At 60.0% G+C, this 17,929-nt stretch carries 18 protein-coding genes; 12 read left to right on the top strand and 6 right to left on the bottom strand.

Features of this window, described 5'->3' with window-relative positions; all coding sequences use genetic code 11:
• Nucleotides 1-99 precede the first annotated feature (99 nt).
• On the bottom strand, nucleotides 100-678 hold the full coding sequence (locus tag JFT87_RS03085; RefSeq protein WP_201198672.1) for a DUF6436 domain-containing protein: 579 nt from the start codon (nucleotides 676-678) through the stop codon (nucleotides 100-102).
• A 96-nt stretch (nucleotides 679-774) separates the two neighbouring features.
• Between JFT87_RS03085 and JFT87_RS03080 the strand changes: the two genes are divergently transcribed.
• Nucleotides 775-1,722 carry an alpha/beta hydrolase gene (locus JFT87_RS03080; RefSeq protein ID WP_201198670.1) on the top strand — a complete coding sequence of 316 codons (948 nt, stop codon included), beginning with the start codon at nucleotides 775-777 and terminating at the stop codon, nucleotides 1,720-1,722.
• Nucleotides 1,723-1,826: 104 nt separating this feature from the next.
• Here the strand turns inward: JFT87_RS03080 and JFT87_RS03075 are convergent, their stop codons facing one another.
• On the bottom strand, nucleotides 1,827-2,579 hold the full coding sequence (locus tag JFT87_RS03075) for a DUF2059 domain-containing protein (protein ID WP_201198668.1): 753 nt from the start codon (nucleotides 2,577-2,579) through the stop codon (nucleotides 1,827-1,829).
• Between the two features lie 108 nt (nucleotides 2,580-2,687).
• Here JFT87_RS03075 and JFT87_RS03070 point away from each other — a divergent pair, with 108 nt between their 5' ends.
• Nucleotides 2,688-3,320, top strand: coding sequence for a 2OG-Fe(II) oxygenase (locus JFT87_RS03070; protein ID WP_201198666.1), 633 nt, complete (start codon nucleotides 2,688-2,690; stop codon nucleotides 3,318-3,320).
• Between the two features lie 2 nt (nucleotides 3,321-3,322).
• The gene (locus JFT87_RS03065; protein WP_201198664.1) at nucleotides 3,323-3,808 is read left to right on the top strand and encodes a DUF523 domain-containing protein; all 486 of its coding nucleotides are present in this window, start codon (nucleotides 3,323-3,325) and stop codon (nucleotides 3,806-3,808) included.
• 118 nt (nucleotides 3,809-3,926) lie between these two features.
• Here JFT87_RS03065 and JFT87_RS03060 read toward each other — a convergent pair whose 3' ends face one another.
• A complete protein-coding gene (locus JFT87_RS03060; RefSeq protein ID WP_201198662.1) occupies nucleotides 3,927-4,511 on the bottom strand; it encodes a transporter substrate-binding domain-containing protein in 585 nt (194 codons plus the stop codon).
• Nucleotides 4,512-4,646: 135 nt separating this feature from the next.
• Here JFT87_RS03060 and JFT87_RS03055 point away from each other — a divergent pair, with 135 nt between their 5' ends.
• Nucleotides 4,647-5,072 carry a DUF4399 domain-containing protein gene (locus tag JFT87_RS03055; protein WP_201198660.1) on the top strand — a complete coding sequence of 142 codons (426 nt, stop codon included), beginning with the start codon at nucleotides 4,647-4,649 and terminating at the stop codon, nucleotides 5,070-5,072.
• 62 nt (nucleotides 5,073-5,134) lie between these two features.
• Here JFT87_RS03055 and serA read toward each other — a convergent pair whose 3' ends face one another.
• Nucleotides 5,135-6,364, bottom strand: coding sequence for a phosphoglycerate dehydrogenase (gene serA / locus JFT87_RS03050; RefSeq protein ID WP_201198657.1), 1,230 nt, complete (start codon nucleotides 6,362-6,364; stop codon nucleotides 5,135-5,137).
• Nucleotides 6,365-6,568: 204 nt separating this feature from the next.
• Between serA and JFT87_RS03045 the strand changes: the two genes are divergently transcribed.
• The 4 genes from JFT87_RS03045 to JFT87_RS03030 all read left to right on the top strand — a co-directional run bounded on the left by JFT87_RS03045 (nucleotide 6,569) and on the right by JFT87_RS03030 (nucleotide 10,985).
• Nucleotides 6,569-7,963, top strand: coding sequence for an FAD-binding oxidoreductase (locus JFT87_RS03045; RefSeq protein WP_201198655.1), 1,395 nt, complete (start codon nucleotides 6,569-6,571; stop codon nucleotides 7,961-7,963).
• Nucleotides 7,964-8,000: 37 nt separating this feature from the next.
• Nucleotides 8,001-8,666 carry a fumarylacetoacetate hydrolase family protein gene (locus JFT87_RS03040; protein WP_201198653.1) on the top strand — a complete coding sequence of 222 codons (666 nt, stop codon included), beginning with the start codon at nucleotides 8,001-8,003 and terminating at the stop codon, nucleotides 8,664-8,666.
• A gap of 287 nt (nucleotides 8,667-8,953) precedes the next feature.
• Nucleotides 8,954-9,883 (top strand): SdiA-regulated domain-containing protein, encoded by a 930-nt coding sequence (locus JFT87_RS03035; RefSeq protein ID WP_201198651.1) that lies wholly within the window; start codon nucleotides 8,954-8,956, stop codon nucleotides 9,881-9,883.
• A 184-nt stretch (nucleotides 9,884-10,067) separates the two neighbouring features.
• Nucleotides 10,068-10,985 carry an SdiA-regulated domain-containing protein gene (locus JFT87_RS03030; protein ID WP_201198649.1) on the top strand — a complete coding sequence of 306 codons (918 nt, stop codon included), beginning with the start codon at nucleotides 10,068-10,070 and terminating at the stop codon, nucleotides 10,983-10,985.
• 147 nt (nucleotides 10,986-11,132) lie between these two features.
• Here JFT87_RS03030 and rpiA read toward each other — a convergent pair whose 3' ends face one another.
• Nucleotides 11,133-11,807, bottom strand: coding sequence for a ribose-5-phosphate isomerase RpiA (gene rpiA / locus JFT87_RS03025; protein WP_201198647.1), 675 nt, complete (start codon nucleotides 11,805-11,807; stop codon nucleotides 11,133-11,135).
• Between the two features lie 347 nt (nucleotides 11,808-12,154).
• Here rpiA and ilvA point away from each other — a divergent pair, with 347 nt between their 5' ends.
• Together ilvA and JFT87_RS03015 are read left to right on the top strand one after the other, a co-directional pair.
• Nucleotides 12,155-13,669, top strand: a complete 1,515-nt coding sequence (gene ilvA, locus JFT87_RS03020; protein WP_201198645.1) for a threonine ammonia-lyase, biosynthetic — start codon at nucleotides 12,155-12,157, stop codon at nucleotides 13,667-13,669.
• A gap of 39 nt (nucleotides 13,670-13,708) precedes the next feature.
• Nucleotides 13,709-14,134 carry a DUF2269 family protein gene (locus JFT87_RS03015; RefSeq protein ID WP_201198643.1) on the top strand — a complete coding sequence of 142 codons (426 nt, stop codon included), beginning with the start codon at nucleotides 13,709-13,711 and terminating at the stop codon, nucleotides 14,132-14,134.
• 120 nt (nucleotides 14,135-14,254) lie between these two features.
• On the opposite strand, the gene JFT87_RS03010 is transcribed toward JFT87_RS03015, so the two are convergent.
• Nucleotides 14,255-14,911 carry a histidinol-phosphatase gene (locus JFT87_RS03010; RefSeq protein WP_201198641.1) on the bottom strand — a complete coding sequence of 219 codons (657 nt, stop codon included), beginning with the start codon at nucleotides 14,909-14,911 and terminating at the stop codon, nucleotides 14,255-14,257.
• A 143-nt stretch (nucleotides 14,912-15,054) separates the two neighbouring features.
• Here JFT87_RS03010 and JFT87_RS03005 point away from each other — a divergent pair, with 143 nt between their 5' ends.
• The gene (locus JFT87_RS03005; protein WP_007945562.1) at nucleotides 15,055-15,534 is read left to right on the top strand and encodes an RNA pyrophosphohydrolase; all 480 of its coding nucleotides are present in this window, start codon (nucleotides 15,055-15,057) and stop codon (nucleotides 15,532-15,534) included.
• Nucleotides 15,535-15,556: 22 nt separating this feature from the next.
• Nucleotides 15,557-17,836 (top strand): phosphoenolpyruvate--protein phosphotransferase, encoded by a 2,280-nt coding sequence (gene ptsP, locus JFT87_RS03000; RefSeq protein WP_201198639.1) that lies wholly within the window; start codon nucleotides 15,557-15,559, stop codon nucleotides 17,834-17,836.
• The last annotated feature ends 93 nt before the right edge of the window (nucleotides 17,837-17,929 follow it).

Here is a 17,929-nt window from a genome sequence, read left to right as displayed (position 1 = left end):
ACTCCTTGTTCTTCGAGATTGCCGCCCGTGTGGGCTGCAAACATGTAGCACAGACTTTCTGTGCCGGGCACCCACCGTCCTTGAATAGTCCGGAATGCCTTACTTCACTTCCACCGCCCACGGACAATAGCAACCCACCGCCAGCGTGTGGGTGGCGTTCACCGTGCGGCCTTCGTTCAGCGCTTGCAGGATCGGTTCGATAAAGCTGTTGCTCGAGTTGCAGGTCAGGCCTTCACTGTACGGGCCGAAATACGCGAGCTTGCCGGCGCGGTCCCAGATCGCCACCGCCGGGCTGGCGGGGATCTGCTCGGAGCCGGGCAGTACGGTGATGGTTTTCAGGCTGCTCAAGGTGCTGGGCAACTGGCCGTGGCTGCCGGGTTTTTGTACCGAGTAAAACTCGACGCCCTGCGGTACATAGCGCTCAACCAGTTCGGTGAGGTGCTGTTGATTGCCAACGTTGCACGGGCAGGCCGGGTCCCAGAAATGTACGAGGCGGATGGCGCCGGGGCCGGCGAGGTTGTCGGGCAGGCGCAATGGGTCGCCGGAAAACACCGCCGTGTGCTCGCTGAACGCCCGCAGGTAGCGACCCTGAAACCAGTCGTACGCCGCCCACAGCACGCCGGCACACATGAGGGCGAGCAGGCTGGCAAGCAGAGTGGTGCGGTAGGCCGGACGCATGGGTTTCGATCCTCGAAGGTCGGCTAGCTTGCCATGCTTGCCGCGACAGATGAATATCGCAGGCCCATAAAGTCTGTTTCACGTTCTGGAATAACCATGCCTGCCACTTTCACTCCCGATCATTTGCGCGCCGGCCTGCGGCCATTGGCCGAGTGGCAGCCGTTGTCGACTGAGGGCCAGGCCTATCAGACGTTTTATGGGCTGGATTTCCCCGGACGTACGTTGCGCAAGGGGCTCGGTCGTTTCGCGGTCGATGGTTATGAGGTGGTCAGCCAGGTCTGGTGGCCGGCGCGGGCGAAGGCGACGTTGTTCCTGTTTCACGGCTTCTACGATCACACCGGGCTCTATCGGCATGTGATTGAGTGGGCGCTGGATCAGGGGTTTGCGGTGATCGCCTGCGATTTGCCGGGGCATGGCCTGTCCAGCGGCGAGCGCGCGAGCATCAAGGATTTCGCCGAGTATCAGGACACCCTGCAAGGCTTGTTCACTGAAGCGCAGTCGCTGAATTTGCCGCAGCCGTGGCACCTGTGCGGGCAGAGCACTGGCGGGGCGATCGTGATTGATCATGTGCTGAACCAAGGTGCGAACAGTCCGGCTCAGGGTCAGTTGATTTTGCTGTCGCCGCTGGTACGACCGCGAGCCTGGGGTTGGTCGCAGTTGAGCTATTACCTGCTCAAGCCCTTCGTCAAAGGCATTGCCCGGCGTTTCAGCGAGAACTCCAATGACCCGGCGTTCTTGCCATTTCTGCTCGCCGACCCGTTGCAGCCGCTGCGTTTGCCGACGGCGTGGGTGGGCGCGTTGGGACGCTGGATCAAGCGCGTCGAGGCCGCACCGAACAGCCCGCGACGGCCGCTGATCGTGCAGGGGCAGGCGGACATGACGGTGGACTGGGAGCACAACCTGGAGGTGTTGAAGGCCAAGTTTGATCGGCCGCAGGTGTTGATGCTGCCTGAGGCGCGGCATCATCTGGCGAACGAGACGCTGGCGTTGCGGGAAGAGTATTTCGGGTTTTTGACGAAGCGGATTAAAGGCCGGAATCTGTAGCGGCTGTTAGGGCCTCTTCGCGGGCAAGCCCGCTCCCACATTTGAAATGCATTCCAATGTGGGAGCGGGCTTGCCCGCGAAGGAAATCTTCCAAACGCCCAAAATTACTGATTTAAATTCGAGGTGCTTTGCCCCACCGCCAACCCCGCGCGAATCGCCGCCAGCGCTGCCTGGTAATACGCCTTGCCCTCAGCCGATTCGGCAAACGTGGCGAATTCTTCCAGTTCGTTATCCGACAAGTCGCGATAAACGTAGAGCAGCGTGTTGTTGAGGTCGGTGCCAATCTGATCCATCAAGCGCTGGCGCTGACCATTCAACATCCCTGGCGCCTGACCGCCACCGAGCAAACCGGGGATCATCGAACTCAGACTGTCCGCCGCGATGCCGGCAATTGCCAAGGTGACTTCAGCACCTGCCTCGCGGGCCGGTAAGGCTTGGGCCAGATGGCCGATGATCAACAGACGCGTGTCGCTGGCCTCGATCTTGGGCAAGCCCTTGGCGTTTTTCGCCAGTTGATCGCGCCGGGTCGCCAGCAGTTCGGCGGCGACGATTTTCTTGCCCAGTGGAGTTTGAAAGAAAGTCAGGGCCGGTTTCGGGTCGGCCAGGGTCTTGCGCAATTGCGCTTCGGCGCGCTGGTCCATGGCTTGGGGGGCGAAGCGCTGGTTGCTGTTGTTCACCAGAGCCTGAAACACCGCTGGCGGCAAGCTGTTCTGGTAGCGCTGCTGAGCGGCCGAGAGTGCGTCGTTGAAATGCGCGCGTTGGTCTGGCCAACCGGCGACCTTGTACAACTGGTCGTGGCCGTCTGCCCAAGCGGGCAAAACACAGAACATCAACAGTGAAAAAAGCAAACGGCGCATAGGGACTCCTGTCAGCAGGCGACTATTCTCCGTGCGGTACAAGAACTTGTCGAGAATTCGTATCAGCCCGCTGCGCGGCTCTGTCGGATTTGCAGGCACAGGAATACTATGCGCGCCATGCAAATACCCTCTGATCACCCGCTGCTGTTACGTATCGTCGACGACTTGGCCGAACGTGGCTGGTCGCGGCAGAATATTTTCCTGCCTCTGGGTCTGACCCGGGAACTGGCGGCTGAGTGCCGTAAACGTGCGGCCGAGGGTGAACTGGCCCCGGCGGCGGTGGGCCGTGGGCCGACTTCAGAGATTCGCGAAGGCATTCGTGGCGACCACATTCAGTGGCTCGAACCCGGTGAAACCGAGGCCTGCGACAGTTATCTGAGTTTGATGGACAGCCTGCGCGAGGCGATGAATCGCGGGTTGTTCCTCGGTCTGGAAGACTTCGAAAGCCACTTCGCCCTGTACCCGCCCGGTGCTTTCTACCTCAAGCATGTGGACCGTTTCCGCGACGACGACCGGCGCATGGTCTCGGCGGTGATCTACCTCAATGACGCCTGGCTGCCCGAGCACGGCGGCGAACTGCGCATGTACCTAGAGGATGGCGTCGAACACAACGTCGTGCCTACTGGTGGCTGCCTGGTGGTATTCCTGTCGGGCGAAGTGCCCCACGAAGTCCTGCCTGCGACCCGGGAGCGCCTGTCGTTGACGGGCTGGTTCCGGCGTCGTGGCAACGAGCCGTTCTGATCATGCAAAAGATTCTGGTCAGCCGCTGCCTGTTGGGCCACCGCGTGCGCTACGACGGTGGGGCCAGTGGGCCGTTTGATTTGCTGGATCAGTGGATCGCCGAAGGCCGGGTCGTGCCGTTGTGCCCGGAAGTGGCCGGCGGGTTGCCGACGCCAAGGGCTGCGGCGGAGATTCCGGGCGGGCAGGGTGGTGACGTGCTTGATGGCGTTGCTGCGGTGATGACCACCGAGGGCGAGGATGTCAGCGCACAGTTTCTGGAGGGTGCTCGGCAGGCGCTGGCGTTGGTGCAGAAACACGGCATCCGCGTGGCGGTGCTGAAAGCCAACAGCCCATCGTGCGGCAATCTGCTCACGTATGACGGCACGTTCAGTGGAGTGAAAGTCTCCGGCGAAGGCGTGACGGCTGCGTTGCTCAAGCGCCATGGGGTGCAGGTTTTCAGCGAACTCGAACTCCCGCAAGCCGCATTGGCCCTGACCCGCCTCGACTAGCCATTCACCACAAAACACTGTGGGAGCTGGCTTGCCAGCGATGGCATTGGGTCAGCCACCATCATTGCTGACTGAACCACCGCTATCGCTGGCAAGCCAGCTCCCACAGGTTTTTTGTTCACTTCAGGTTTTCAGTGGTCTGCGCTGTGAACCATTTCTCGGTCAGCGCTGCCAGGCGCCCGTCGGCTTTGATCCGCTGCATGGCGCTCGCAAGGCTGGCCTGAAACGCCGGATTACCTTTCTGAAACGGTATCGCCATCTCCACCGGCGGGCTCGACTTTGGCTTGGCGTCAGTCAACGCCTGCACCAGCACCATCGGCCGTGGTTGCTCATCCTTTTTCGCCAGCAGTTGTGCATCGACCTTGCCGTAAGGTTCGCTGAAGTCGAAACGATCCTTCAGATTCGCGGTCACTGCTATGTGGTTGATGGCGACGTCGTACTTGCCGGTTTCAACGCCTGGCAGCAGATCGTTTGACTCAGTGACAACGAAGTCGGCCCGCACATCCAGCTCATTGGCCAGCAACTGACCCAGCTCGACTTCAAACCCTGTGAGTTTGCCGTCGTCCTTGAAATTGAATGGCGGTGTATTGGCTTCCAGGGCAATGCGCAATTCGCCACGGTCGTTAACGTCATCAATCAGTTCGGCATGAGCCAAAGGGCTCAAAAGGGGTAGCAGGCAGATCAGGCCAGGCAAAAAACGCATGGTCACTCCTTTGAATTCATTATCGCGTCGCTCTGGTTCAGGCGCGCTTTGCTATGGTTATTGAGGTCCTTCGACAACGAATAGCCGTGAAGTTGTCACGGCCAAGCGGATTTTACGAAAAAACTGGAGAAGAGAATGCAAACATTCATGTCACGTGCTGTTTTGGCGGCCCTTTTGCTGGGCGCTTCGATGATGGCCAGCGCAGCTACCCCGGCCCCGCAAGGTGCCGCAGTGAACATCGGCTCGCCAACCAGCGGCGAAACTGTTGGCAAGACGTTCAAGGTCAAGTTTGAAGTCAAAGGCGTTGCTCTGGCTCCGGCGGGTGACGCCACTGCGAACACCGGCCACCACCACCTGCTGATCGACGCCAAGGAGGTCATTCCTGCCGGTTCGGTGATCCCGTCAGATGCCAATCATGTGCACTTCGGCAAGGCCCAGACTGAAACCGAGGTGACATTGACCCCAGGCCAGCACACGTTGCAACTCGAACTGGGCGACAAGAACCACATGGCTTTCGATCCGCCAATCGTCTCGGAAAAGATCACCGTGACGGTGAAGTAACTTTTCCGCAGGCATGAAAAAGGGAACCCGAGGGTTCCCTTTTTTTGTCGCTCAAGCAGTTATCAGAACAGTACACGGCAACGAATGGTGCCGTTGATGTGCTGCAGTTTCTCTTGGGCGATTTCCGAGTAGTCGGCGTCTACGTCGATAACCACGTAGCCGACTTTCTCGTTGGTCTGCAGGAACTGACCGGAGATGTTGATACCGTTTTCGGCGAAGACCTTGTTGATCTCGCTCATCACACCCGGAATGTTCTGGTGGATGTGCAGCAGACGGTGCTTGCCAGGGTGAGCCGGCAGGGCCACTTCCGGGAAGTTCACCGACGATACGGACGTACCGTTGTCGCTGTACTTGACCAGTTTTTCTGCCACTTCCAGACCGATGTTGGCTTGCGCTTCAGCGGTGGAACCACCGATGTGCGGGGTCAGGATCACGTTGTCCAGGCCACGCAGCGGGCTCTCGAACTCTTCGTCGTTGGAGCGAGGCTCCACCGGGAATACGTCGATGGCCGCGCCGATCAGGTGCTTGTCCTTGATCGCGTCCGCCAGGGCGTCCAGTTCGACCACGGTGCCGCGAGCGGCGTTGATCAGGATGCCGCCCTTCTTGATAGCGCGGATTTCCTTCTCGCCGATCATCCACTGGGTGGCTGCGGTTTCCGGTACGTGCAGGGTGACGATGTCGGACATGCCCAGCAGCTCGGTCAGGTTACCGACCTGAGTCGCGTTGCCCAATGGCAGCTTGGTCACGGTGTCGTAGAAGAACACCTGCATGCCCAGGCCTTCAGCCAGGACCGACAGTTGCGTACCGATCGAGCCGTAACCGACGATGCCGAGCTTCTTGCCACGGATCTCGAAGGAATTGGCCGCGCTCTTGATCCAGCCGCCACGGTGGCAGGAAGCGTTCTTCTCAGGGATGCCGCGCAGCAACAGGATCGCTTCGGCCAGCACCAGCTCGGCAACGGAGCGAGTGTTGGAGTACGGGGCGTTGAACACGGCGATACCGCGTTCGCGGGCAGCGTTCAGGTCAACCTGGTTGGTGCCGATGCAGAAACACCCTACAGCCACGAGCTTCTTCGCGTGATCGAAGATCTCTTCGGTCAGTTGAGTGCGAGAGCGAATGCCGATGAAGTGCGCATCAGCGATCTTTTCCTTCAGCTGGGCTTCCGGCAGAGAACCTGTAAGGTACTCGATGCTGGTGTAGCCAGCCGACTTGAGAACGTCGACAGCCGATTGGTGGACGCCTTCGAGAAGAAGGAACTTGATCTTGCTCTTATCGAGAGAAGTCTTGCTCATCTGCGTAAACCTGTATCCCGGAGAAAATTGGCAGGAAGTAGCCAGCAGATGCTGACCCGGACGGCAACAATGCCGTCACCGCAGAATAGCCTTTGGGCACTACCCTGCGGGGTCGGTATGCTAGCATACGCACCCCGCTAAACACTCATTCCTGCGACGTGAAGCGTTCTCAGGATGACCATGAATTGTTCGAGAGTTCTGTCGATGACCAATCCTTCCCTGATTGAAGAGCTGAAGACCCTGGTTGAGCCTGGCAAGGTCCTGACCGACGCCGACTCCCTGAATGCTTACGGTAAGGATTGGACCAAGCATTTCGCCCCCGCGCCCACCGCCATCGTGTTCCCCAAGACCACCGAGCAGGTCCAGGCCATTGTCCGTTGGGCCAATGAGCACAAGGTCGCGCTGGTGCCGTCCGGTGGGCGCACCGGGTTGTCCGCCGCTGCCGTGGCGGCCAATGGCGAAGTGGTCGTCTCGTTCGACTACATGAACCAGATTCTCGAGGTAAACCTCACCGACCGTACGGCCGTTTGTCAGCCGGGTGTGGTCACTGAGCAGTTGCAGAACAAGGCCGAAGAACACGGGTTGTACTACCCGGTGGACTTCGCTTCGGCAGGTTCGAGCCAGATTGGCGGTAATATCGGCACCAATGCCGGCGGGATCAAGGTTATTCGCTACGGCATGACCCGCAACTGGGTGGCCGGCATGAAAGTCGTCACCGGCAAGGGCGATCTGCTGGAACTGAATCGCGACCTGATCAAGAACGCCACCGGCTACGACCTGCGCCAGCTGTTCATCGGCGCCGAAGGCACCCTCGGTTTTGTGGTCGAAGCGACCATGCGTCTGGACCGTGCGCCGAAAAACCTCACCGCGATGGTCCTCGGCACCACCGATTTCGACTCGATCATGCCGGTACTGCACGCGTTCCAGAGCAAACTGGACCTGACCGCGTTCGAATTCTTCTCCGACAAAGCCCTGGCCAAGGTCATGGGCCGCGGCGATGTGCCGGCACCGTTCGAAACCGATTGCCCGTTCTACGCGCTGCTGGAATTCGAAGCGACCACCGAAGAAGTGGCCAACCATGCCCTGGAAACTTTCGAACATTGCGTCGAGCAGGGCTGGGTGCTGGACGGCGTGATGAGCCAGAGCGAAACCCAGTTGCAGAACCTCTGGAAGCTGCGCGAATACATCTCCGAAACGATCTCCCACTGGACGCCGTACAAGAACGACATTTCGGTCACCGTATCGAAAGTCCCGGCGTTCCTGAAGGAAATCGACGCGATCGTCGGCGAACATTACCCGGACTTCGAAATCGTCTGGTTCGGCCATATCGGCGACGGCAACCTGCACTTGAACATTCTCAAGCCGGATAACCTGAGCAAGGACGAGTTCTTTGCCAAGTGCGCTACGGTGAACAAGTGGGTATTCGAAACCGTCGAGAAGTACAACGGTTCGATTTCCGCCGAGCACGGCGTGGGCATGACCAAGCGTGACTACTTGACCTACAGCCGTTCCCCGGTTGAGATCGAGTACATGAAAGCCGTCAAGGCTGTGTTCGACCCGAACGGCATCATGAACCCGGGCAAGATCTTCGCGGTGTGATCCGCGAGTTTTAAGAATCCACGAGCAGGAGTCGGTAATGAGCTATCAGCACCAGTATGTCGACGGTACGCGTATTCACTTCCCGCTCGGGAAAGTGGTGTGCATCGGCCGCAACTACGCCGAACACGCTAAGGAACTGGACAATCCGGTGCCTACCGAGCCGTTGCTGTTCATCAAGCCGGGCAGTTGCGTGGTACCGCTGGAAGGCGGTTTTGCCATTCCGACCGAGCGTGGCTCGGTGCACTACGAAGCGGAAATCGCTGTGTTGATCGGCAAGCCGCTGTCGACCAAGCCGAGCCGTGAAGAAGTGCTCGACGCGATCTCCGGTTTCGCTCCGGCCCTGGACCTGACCCTGCGGGACAAACAGGCCGAGCTGAAATCCAAGGGCTTGCCGTGGGAAGTCGCCAAGTCCTTCGACGGCGCGGCGGTGATTGCCCCATTCGTGTCTGGCAGCACCTTTGCCGACCTGACCGATATCGGCATTCGCCTGACCATCAACGGCGAAGTGCGCCAGGATGGCAACAGCAAGGACATGCTCAACCCGATCGTGCCGATGATTCAGTACATGGCTGGCTGCTTCTCGCTGCAGGCGGGTGACGTGATTCTGACCGGCACCCCGGTGGGTGTTGGCCCGCTGAATGTCGGTGACGACCTGGTGCTGGAACTGGCCGGTGCGAGCAGCTTCACCAGCAGCGTCCGCTAACCCGCCATTCCTGTCATGTGAGCTTTGTGGTGAGGGGGCTTGCCCCCGTTGGACTGCGCAGCAGGCCCATCTTTTGGGGCCGCTTCGCGACCCAACGGGGATAAATCCCCTCACCACAGAAGTAAGTCTCGGCATTCATCGATGTGATCGCTTCTGCAAAGGTGCAGGGTAATCCAGCCATTTTCCGTTTTTTTCACATCCTGTCTGGAAAATCCGGGACTCTTGGCGGCTGAGCCTGCCCGTTTGTGCTATTACCTCTAGCCTGAATTTCTGGAACGCATCCCCTGATGGCAACGCAACCGCTCCCGCCCCTGCAAACTCCTCGTCGTCCACGATTCCTCATGCGCTGGTATTACTGGCTGTTGCTGGCTGCGGCGGCGGGCTATGGCCTCGCGTTCGCGATGCATTGGGACAACCGCGCTGTGCATTGGGTCAAGGAGAGCTTCGAAAGCCCGGCCGAACGCCAGCAAAGTGTCTGGCTGCCGGATTATCGGGCGGTGATCGACGCCAAACTGCTGCCGGGCATGGAAAAGGACGAAGCTTCGGACCTGTCCTACGACCCGCAGACAAAAACCCTGTTTTCGGTCATGGGCAAGAACCCGTTCCTGGTCGAGTTGACGTTGCAGGGCGATGTGCTGCGCAAGATGCCGCTGGTGGGTTGGGTCAATCCGGAAGGTGTGACGGTCATGGGCAACGGTCTGCTGGCCATCACCGATGAGCGAGAGCACATGCTGTCCATCATCAAGGTCGATGCCACTACCCGCGAACTGAACCGCGACAACTTCCCGAAATACGATCTGGGCCCGTCAAAAGACCAGAACAAGGCCTTCGAAGCCGTTGCCTGGGACCCGCGCAATCAGCAGCTTTTGCTGGGTGAAGAGCGTCCGCCAGCACTGTTCCGCTGGAAGAGCGACGGCAGCCAGAGCCTTAAGGGCGACAAAGAGAAACTGATTAATAACGATCTGGACATCCGTAACCTGTCGGCCTTGACCATCGACCCGCGCACTGGTCACACCCTGGTGCTGTCCGCCGACTCGCACCTGCTGATTGAGTTGGACGAGAAGGGCGATCAGGTCAGCTTCATGACCCTGCTGGGCGGTTTCAACGGCTTGAAGAAGACCATTCCCCGCGCCGAGGGCGTGGCCATGGACGAAGCGGGCACGCTGTACATGGTCAGTGAGCCGAACCTGTTCTATCGCTTCGAAAAGCAAAAGTAACCACATTCCCCCCGCCCTGCGGGAAACACCTGTAGGAGTCCGGCTTGCCGGCGAAGGCGTCCTTGAGATCGCCATCGCGAGCAAGCTCGCTCCCACGGTTGTGGTTCAAGGCTACTGGCCATTAAGCTTGAATTCAGACGGCCGTGATATTTCATCCGCCCGCCCTGTTTTCGAGCTTGCCTGAATGCGTCGACTTGCCCGCCCCAAACCCCTGATTTTGATTCTGTCGGTGATTGCGCTGAGCGTGCTCGTCGCGGTGGGCCAGTACTTGCGTCTGTTCGAACGTGCCTGGTTCAACCTTCAGACGGTCTGGCTGCCGGAAAATGCCCAGTCGATTGGCCTCGACCAGTATCAAGTCGTGGTCGAGGCGCACGTCATTGACGGGTTGAACGACGACGTCTCGGCACTGACCTACGATCCTGTGCGCAAAAGCCTGTTCACCGTGACCAACAAAAACGCCGAGCTGATCGAGCTGTCCCTGGACGGCAAGATCCTGCGGCGGGTGGCGCTGATCGGCTTCGGTGACCCGGAGGCGGTGGAGTTCATCAGCGTCGATACCTACGTGGTGACCGATGAGCGCCAGCAGCGGCTGATCAAGATTCATCTGGAGAAGGACACGACGTTCCTCGATGCCGCGGACGCCGAGCAAATGACCCTTGGCGTGCACATGAGCGGCAACAAGGGCTTTGAAGGGTTGGCTTATGACTCGGTGGGCAAGCGGCTGTTTGTCGCCAAGGAGCGCGACCCGATGCTGATCTACGAAGTGCAGGGCTTCCCGCATTACAACCCGGAGAAATCCTACGCCGTACACGTCGTCAACAACCCCAAGCGCGATGCCGGGATGTTTGTGCGAGACCTGTCGAGCCTGCAATACGATGAGCGCAGCGGCCACCTGATGGCGCTGTCCGATGAGTCACGGCTGATTCTGGAATTGGATATCGACGGCCGGCCGCTGAGTACGATGTCACTGAACAGTGGGCGCCAGGGCCTGCAAAAGACCGTGCCGCAGGCGGAAGGGATCGCGATGGACGACGACGGCACCTTGTACCTCGTCAGCGAACCGAACCTGTTCTACACCTTCAAAAAACCGACAAAACCCTAACAATCACCACAAACCCAATGTGGGAGCGGGCTTGCTCGCGAAAGCGCCGTGTCAGCCAATGAAGATGTTGGCTGAACTGGCGCTTTCGCGAGCAGGCTCGCTCCCACAGGTTTCTTCGTCTGCCCACAATTGTGTGGGTGACTGGGCCTACTCAGCCTTCAGGGTTTTTACGCCTTCGCTAGTGCCCAACAACAGCAAATCTGCCGGACGCGCCGCGAACAAACCGTTGGTCACCACGCCGACGATCGCATTGATCTGCGTTTCCAGCTCTACCGGGTTGGTGATTTGCATGTTGAACACGTCGAGGATGATGTTGCCGTTGTCAGTCAGCACGCCCTCACGGTAAACCGGGTCGCCGCCCAGTTTCACCAGCTCGCGGGCCACGTGGCTGCGGGCCATCGGGATCACTTCCACCGGCAGCGGGAACGCGCCGAGTACCGGCACCAGTTTGCTGCCATCGGCGATGCAGATGAAGGTCTTGGCCACGGCCGCAACGATCTTCTCGCGGGTCAGGGCGGCGCCGCCACCCTTGATCAGGTTCAGGTGTTCGTCGCTTTCGTCGGCGCCGTCGACGTAGAACTCCAGGTCGCTGACGGTGTTCAGCTCATACACCGGAATGCCGTGGCCCTTGAGGCGGGCGGCGGTGGCTTCGGAACTGGCGACCGCGCCATCGAAAGCGCCCTTGTGCTTGGCCAGTGCATCAATGAAGCAGTTGGCGGTGGAGCCGGTGCCGACACCGACGACGCTCTTGTCGTCGAGTTTCGGAAGGATGAAGTCGACGGCGGCCTGAGCCACTGCCTGTTTGAGTTGATCCTGGGTCATGCGGGCTCCGAAGCGGGCAAGGAGGGAACGGAAAGGCCGGCATTATAGGCTTCGGGGCGGTGAAGGTCATTGCCCGATTGGCGGGATGGAGATGAGGCGGTCGGCGCAGATCCCTGTGGCGAGGGAGCTTGCCCCCGTTGGAGTGCGAAGCGCTCCCCAGCATTCTTCCAGGTACATCAAATTAGTAGGTTTTACGACTGCTTCGCAGCCGAACGGGGGCAAGCCCCCTCGCCACAATGGATCGACGGTGTCCCCGAAGGATAAAACCACCTGTTTAGTGTGGTCGCTCAGGTAAAAGCCGGGTTAGACTCCTTGGCCCTGCCCAACCCGCTCAGTGATGCTTTCCGATGCTCGAACAGTACGTCAAAAAGATCCTCACCTCGCGCGTTTATGACGTTGCCGTAGAAACCCCATTGCAGACTGCTCGCCAGCTCTCCGAGCGGCTGGGCAACAATATTTGGCTCAAGCGCGAAGACTTGCAGCCGGTGTTTTCGTTCAAAATTCGCGGCGCCTACAACAAGCTGACCCAACTGAGCGATGAAGAACGCGCTCGTGGTGTGGTCACCGCATCGGCGGGCAACCACGCGCAAGGTCTGGCCCTGGCGGCCAAGGTGTTGGGCGTCAAAGCGACCATCGTCATGCCCAAGACCACTCCCGAAATCAAAGTCGAAGGCGTGCGTTCCCGTGGCGGCAAAGTGGTGCTGCACGGTGATTCGTTCCCGGAGGCCCTGGCCTACTCGCTGAAACTGGTCGACGAAAAAGGCTACGTCTACATCCACCCGTACGACGATCCCCACACCATTGCCGGGCAGGGCACGGTGGCGATGGAGATTCTGCGCCAGCACCCTGGTCGTCTGGATGCGATTTTCGTCCCGGTGGGCGGCGGCGGCTTGATCGCCGGTATCGCGGCCTACGTGAAATACCTGCGCCCTGAAATCAAAATCATCGGCGTCGAGCCGGATGACTCCAACTGCTTGCAAGCCGCTATGGCCGCTGGCGAGCGGGTGATTCTGCCGACTGTGGGCATCTTTGCCGACGGCGTGGCGGTGGCCCAGATCGGTAAGCACACCTTCGATATCTGCAAAGACTACGTCGATGATGTGATCACCGTCAGTACCGATGAAATCTGCGCGGCGATCAAGGATATCTACGACGATACCCGCTCGATCACCGAGCCTGCCGGCGCGCTTGGCGTGGCCGGGATCAAGAAATACGTCGAGCTGAACGGCGTCACCGGGCACACCTTCGTGGCCATCGACTCCGGCGCCAACGTCAACTTCGACCGCCTGCGCCACGTTGCCGAACGCGCCGAACTGGGCGAGGGCCGAGAAGCCATCATCGCCGTGACCATCCCCGAGAAGCCGGGCAGCTTCAAGGCGTTCTGCGAGGCGATTGGCAAGCGCCAGATCACCGAATTCAACTACCGCTACAACACCGGCAGCGAAGCGCACATCTTCGTCGGTGTGCAGACGCACCCGGAAACCGATCCGCGCAGTGCGCTGATCGCCAGCCTGAGCGAGCAGGGCTTCCCGGTGCTCGACCTGACCGACAACGAACTGGCCAAGTTGCACATCCGCCACATGGTTGGTGGTCGCGCGGCGCATGTGGTTGATGAAGTGATTCTGCGGTTCGAATTCCCGGAGCGTCCGGGAGCGCTGTTCAACTTCCTCAACAAACTGGGCGGGCGCTGGAACATCTCGATGTTCCACTACCGCAACCACGGAGCGGCGGATGGCCGTGTGGTCGCCGGCCTGCAAGTCCCGCATGACGAACGTCATCTGGTGCCGGCAGCGCTGGAAGAAATCGGTTACCCGTACTGGGACGAAAGCGACAACCCGGCCTATAAGCTGTTTCTCGGCTGAGCGGCTACGCTGATGGGCAAGTCATAAGGAAATCGAACAATGGAAACGTTAACCGCCCTGAAAATGGCTCATATGGTGGCAACGGTGTTGCTGCTGGCCAGTGCCTTGGGTCTGGCGATCTGGGTCGGGCTTGCACGGCGCAAGGGCGACGCAACGGCGGGAAGTCGCACGTTGCAGCGGCCCCGGGTGTTCGTTTGGCTGCTGATGGGCCTGGCGTTGCTGAGCATGCCGTTCACGGGGTGGTGGATGGTGCATCTGGTGGGTTGGCCGCTGGGGCAGACCTGGATTCTGGCGTCGAGCGTGCTCTACACCGTGGCGGCGCTGGCGTGGTTCTGGCTGCTGGTGCGCCTCAACAAACTGCGCAAGGCGCCGGGTGGCGTGGGTAAATTTACCTTTGCCTTGGCGTTGTTCAGTTTTGTCTGCTTTATCGCGATTGCGGGGTTGATGGGCGCCAAGCCGGTTTAAGGCGTTGGGCCGCGTTGACCCCATCGCGAGCAAGCTCGCTCCCACAGGGGATTTGTGTCGATCACAACATTGTGGCCTTTCACAAATCCTGTGGGAGCGAGCTTGCTCGCGATAGCGATGTCAGTCGCGCAGAGTCATCACCGGCCAACCACGCTTCTCGGCCTCGGCCCGCAGATTCGGATCAGGGTCCACAGCAACCGGATTCGTCACCTGCTCCAACAACGGCAAATCATTCATCGAATCGCTATAGAAATAGCTGTCTTCCAATGAATACCCCGTCTCTTCCAGCCAACGATTCAACCGTGTCACCTTGCCCTCACGGAAGCACGGAATGTCGGTACTGCGCCCGCTATAACGGCCATCGACCATTTCGCACTCAGTGGCGATCAGGGTTTCGACACCCAGGCGCAGGGCAATCGGCCCGGTAACGAAGCGGTTGGTGGCGGTGATGATCACCAGTTTGTCGCCGGCTTCGCGGTGTTTGGCCAGCAGTTCGATGGCCTTGGGCAATACGATCGGTTCGATGCAGTCGCGCATGTAATCCGAATGCCAGTGATCCAGCGTGGCCATCTCGGTGCGGCCAAGGATTTCCAGGCAAAAATTCAGGTACTCGGCGTTATCCAGCTTGCCCGCCAGGTAATCCTGATAGAACTCGTCGTTGCGTGCCTTGTACGTCACGGCGTCGAGAAAGCCGCGTTCGCATAGGTAATCGCCCCAGGCGTGGTCACTGTCGCCGCCCAAAAGCGTGTTGTCCAAGTCGAATAAAGCCAGCCGCATTGCAGTTACTCGCTGAAAAGTCTGTAGAAAGGCCCCCAGAATACGTACTTTTCACAAGAGTGCACATAAGGTGGGCCGGCTCGTTGCTGCCTTCACAACCTTTGTGGAACAATGCGGCGACATGCGTTTGCGAGGTTGTTGCCGTGATCGACCCCGATGGTTTCCGCCCCAATGTCGGGATCATTCTCACGAATGATGCTGGCCAGGTGCTATGGGCTCGCCGTATCAATCAAGATGCCTGGCAGTTTCCACAGGGCGGGATCAACCCCCAGGAGACGCCGGAAGACGCCTTGTACCGCGAGTTGAACGAAGAAGTGGGTCTGGAGCGCGAAGATGTTGAAATTCTCGCCTGCACCCGGGGCTGGTTGCGCTATCGTTTGCCGCAACGTCTGGTCCGTACCCACAGCCAACCGCTGTGCATCGGCCAGAAGCAGAAATGGTTTCTCCTGCGCCTGATCTCCAACGAGCAGCGGGTGCGGATGGATTTGACCGGTAAACCGGAATTCGATGGCTGGCGCTGGGTCAGTTATTGGTATCCGTTGGGCCAGGTGGTGACATTCAAGCGCGAGGTGTATCGACGCGCTCTCAAAGAGCTTGCCCCGCGCCTTTTAACGCGCGACTGACGACGGAGTTCGACCCCGAGCCATGCTCAATACGCTGCGCAAGATCGTCCAGGAAGTTAACTCCGCCAAGGATCTCAAGGCGGCGTTGGGGATTATTGTGTTGCGCGTCAAAGAGGCCATGGGCAGCCAGGTCTGCTCGGTCTACCTGCTTGATCCAGAGACCAACCGCTTCGTGCTGATGGCCACCGAGGGCTTGAACAAGCGCTCGATCGGCAAAGTCAGCATGGCACCCAACGAAGGTCTGGTTGGCCTGGTCGGCACGCGTGAAGAACCCCTGAACCTCGAAAACGCCGCGGATCACCCGCGCTACCGTTACTTCGCCGAGACCGGTGAAGAACGCTACGCCTCATTCCTCGGGGCGCCGATCATTCACCACCGTCGCGTCGTCGGCGTGTTGGTCATTCAGCAAAAAGAACGCCGCCAGTTCGATGAAGGTGAAGAAGCCTTCCTCGTGACCATGAGCGCGCAACTGGCGGGCGTTATCGCCCACGCCGAGGCCACCGGTTCGATCCGTGGCCTGGGCCGCCAGGGCAAAGGTATCCAGGAAGCCAAGTTCGTCGGCGTACCGGGTTCGCCGGGTGCGGCGGTCGGTACCGCGGTAGTCATGCTGCCACCCGCCGATCTGGACGTGGTGCCGGACAAGACCATCACCGACATCGACGCCGAACTCGGGCTGTTCAAGACCGCCATCGAAGGCGTGCGCGCCGACATGCGTGCCTTGTCCGCCAAGCTCGCGACCCAGCTGCGCCCGGAAGAGCGCGCGCTGTTCGACGTCTACCTGATGATGCTCGACGATGCCTCGCTGGGTAGCGAAATCACCACCGTGATCAAGACTGGCCAGTGGGCCCAGGGCGCGTTGCGTCAGGTGGTCACCGAACACGTCAACCGTTTCGAATTGATGGACGACGCCTACCTGCGTGAGCGCGCCTCGGACGTCAAGGACCTCGGTCGCCGTCTGCTCGCCTACTTGCAGGAAGAGCGTCAGCAGACTCTGGTCTACCCCGACAACACCATTCTGATCAGCGAAGAACTGACGCCGGCGATGCTCGGCGAGGTGCCGGAAGGCAAGCTGGTGGGTCTGGTCTCGGTACTCGGTTCCGGTAACTCTCACGTCGCGATCCTGGCCCGTGCCATGGGCATCCCGACGGTGATGGGCCTGGTCGACCTGCCGTACGCCAAGGTCGACGGCATCCAGATGATCGTCGACGGCTACCACGGTGAGGTCTATACCAACCCGAGTGATTTGCTGCGCAAGCAGTTCGCCGAAGTGGTCGAGGAAGAAAAACAACTGGCCCTCGGGCTCGATGCGCTGCGGGACTTGCCGTGCGTCACCGTCGATGGCCACCGCATGCCGCTGTGGGTCAACACCGGCCTGCTGGCGGACGTGGCGCGGGCGCAGAAGCGTGGCGCTGAAGGCGTGGGCCTGTACCGCACCGAAGTGCCGTTCATGATCAACCAGCGCTTCCCGAGCGAAAAAGAGCAACTGGCGATCTATCGCGAGCAGCTCGCCGCGTTCCACCCGCAACCGGTGACCATGCGCAGCCTGGACATCGGTGGCGACAAGTCGCTGTCGTACTTCCCGATCAAGGAAGACAACCCGTTCCTCGGCTGGCGCGGGATTCGCGTCACCCTCGACCACCCGGAAATTTTCCTGGTCCAGACCCGCGCGATGCTCAAGGCCAGCGAAGGCTTGAACAACCTGCGGATTCTGCTGCCGATGATCTCCGGCATTCATGAGCTGGAAGAAGCCCTGCACCTGATTCACCGGGCGTGGGGCGAAGTCCGCGACGAAGGCACCGACGTGCCGATGCCGCCGATTGGCGTGATGATCGAGATTCCGGCAGCGGTGTACCAGACCAAGGAACTGGCGCGGATGGTGGACTTCCTGTCGGTTGGCTCCAACGACCTGACCCAGTACCTGCTGGCGGTGGACCGGAACAACCCGCGAGTGGCCGACCTCTACGACTACCTGCACCCGGCGGTGCTGCAAGCCTTGCAGAACGTAGTGCGTGACGCCCATGCCGAAGGCAAACCGGTGAGTATCTGCGGCGAAATGGCCGGCGACCCGGCGGCAGCAGTGTTGTTGATGGCGATGGGCTTCGACAGCCTGTCGATGAACGCCACCAACTTGCCGAAGGTGAAGTGGATGCTGCGCCAGATCAACCTGAGCAAGGCCAAGGAATTGCTGGCTGAGCTGATGACCATCGACAACCCGCAAGTTATCCACAGCTCGCTGCAATTGGCGCTGAAGAACCTTGGGTTGGCGCGGATGATTAATCCGGCTTCGGTCAAGACGCTCTAAACCTGCTGCGGCCTCTTCGCGAGCAAGCCCGCTCCGACATTTGAAATGCATTCCGAATGTGGGAGCGGGCTTGCTCGCGAAGGCGTCCGCCCA

The sequence above is a fragment of the Pseudomonas sp. TH15 genome (assembly GCF_016651105.1).
GTDB lineage: Bacteria > Pseudomonadota > Gammaproteobacteria > Pseudomonadales > Pseudomonadaceae > Aquipseudomonas.
The sequence above is the reverse complement of the archived record's forward strand: the minus strand, read 5'-3'. Positions and strand labels throughout refer to the sequence as shown.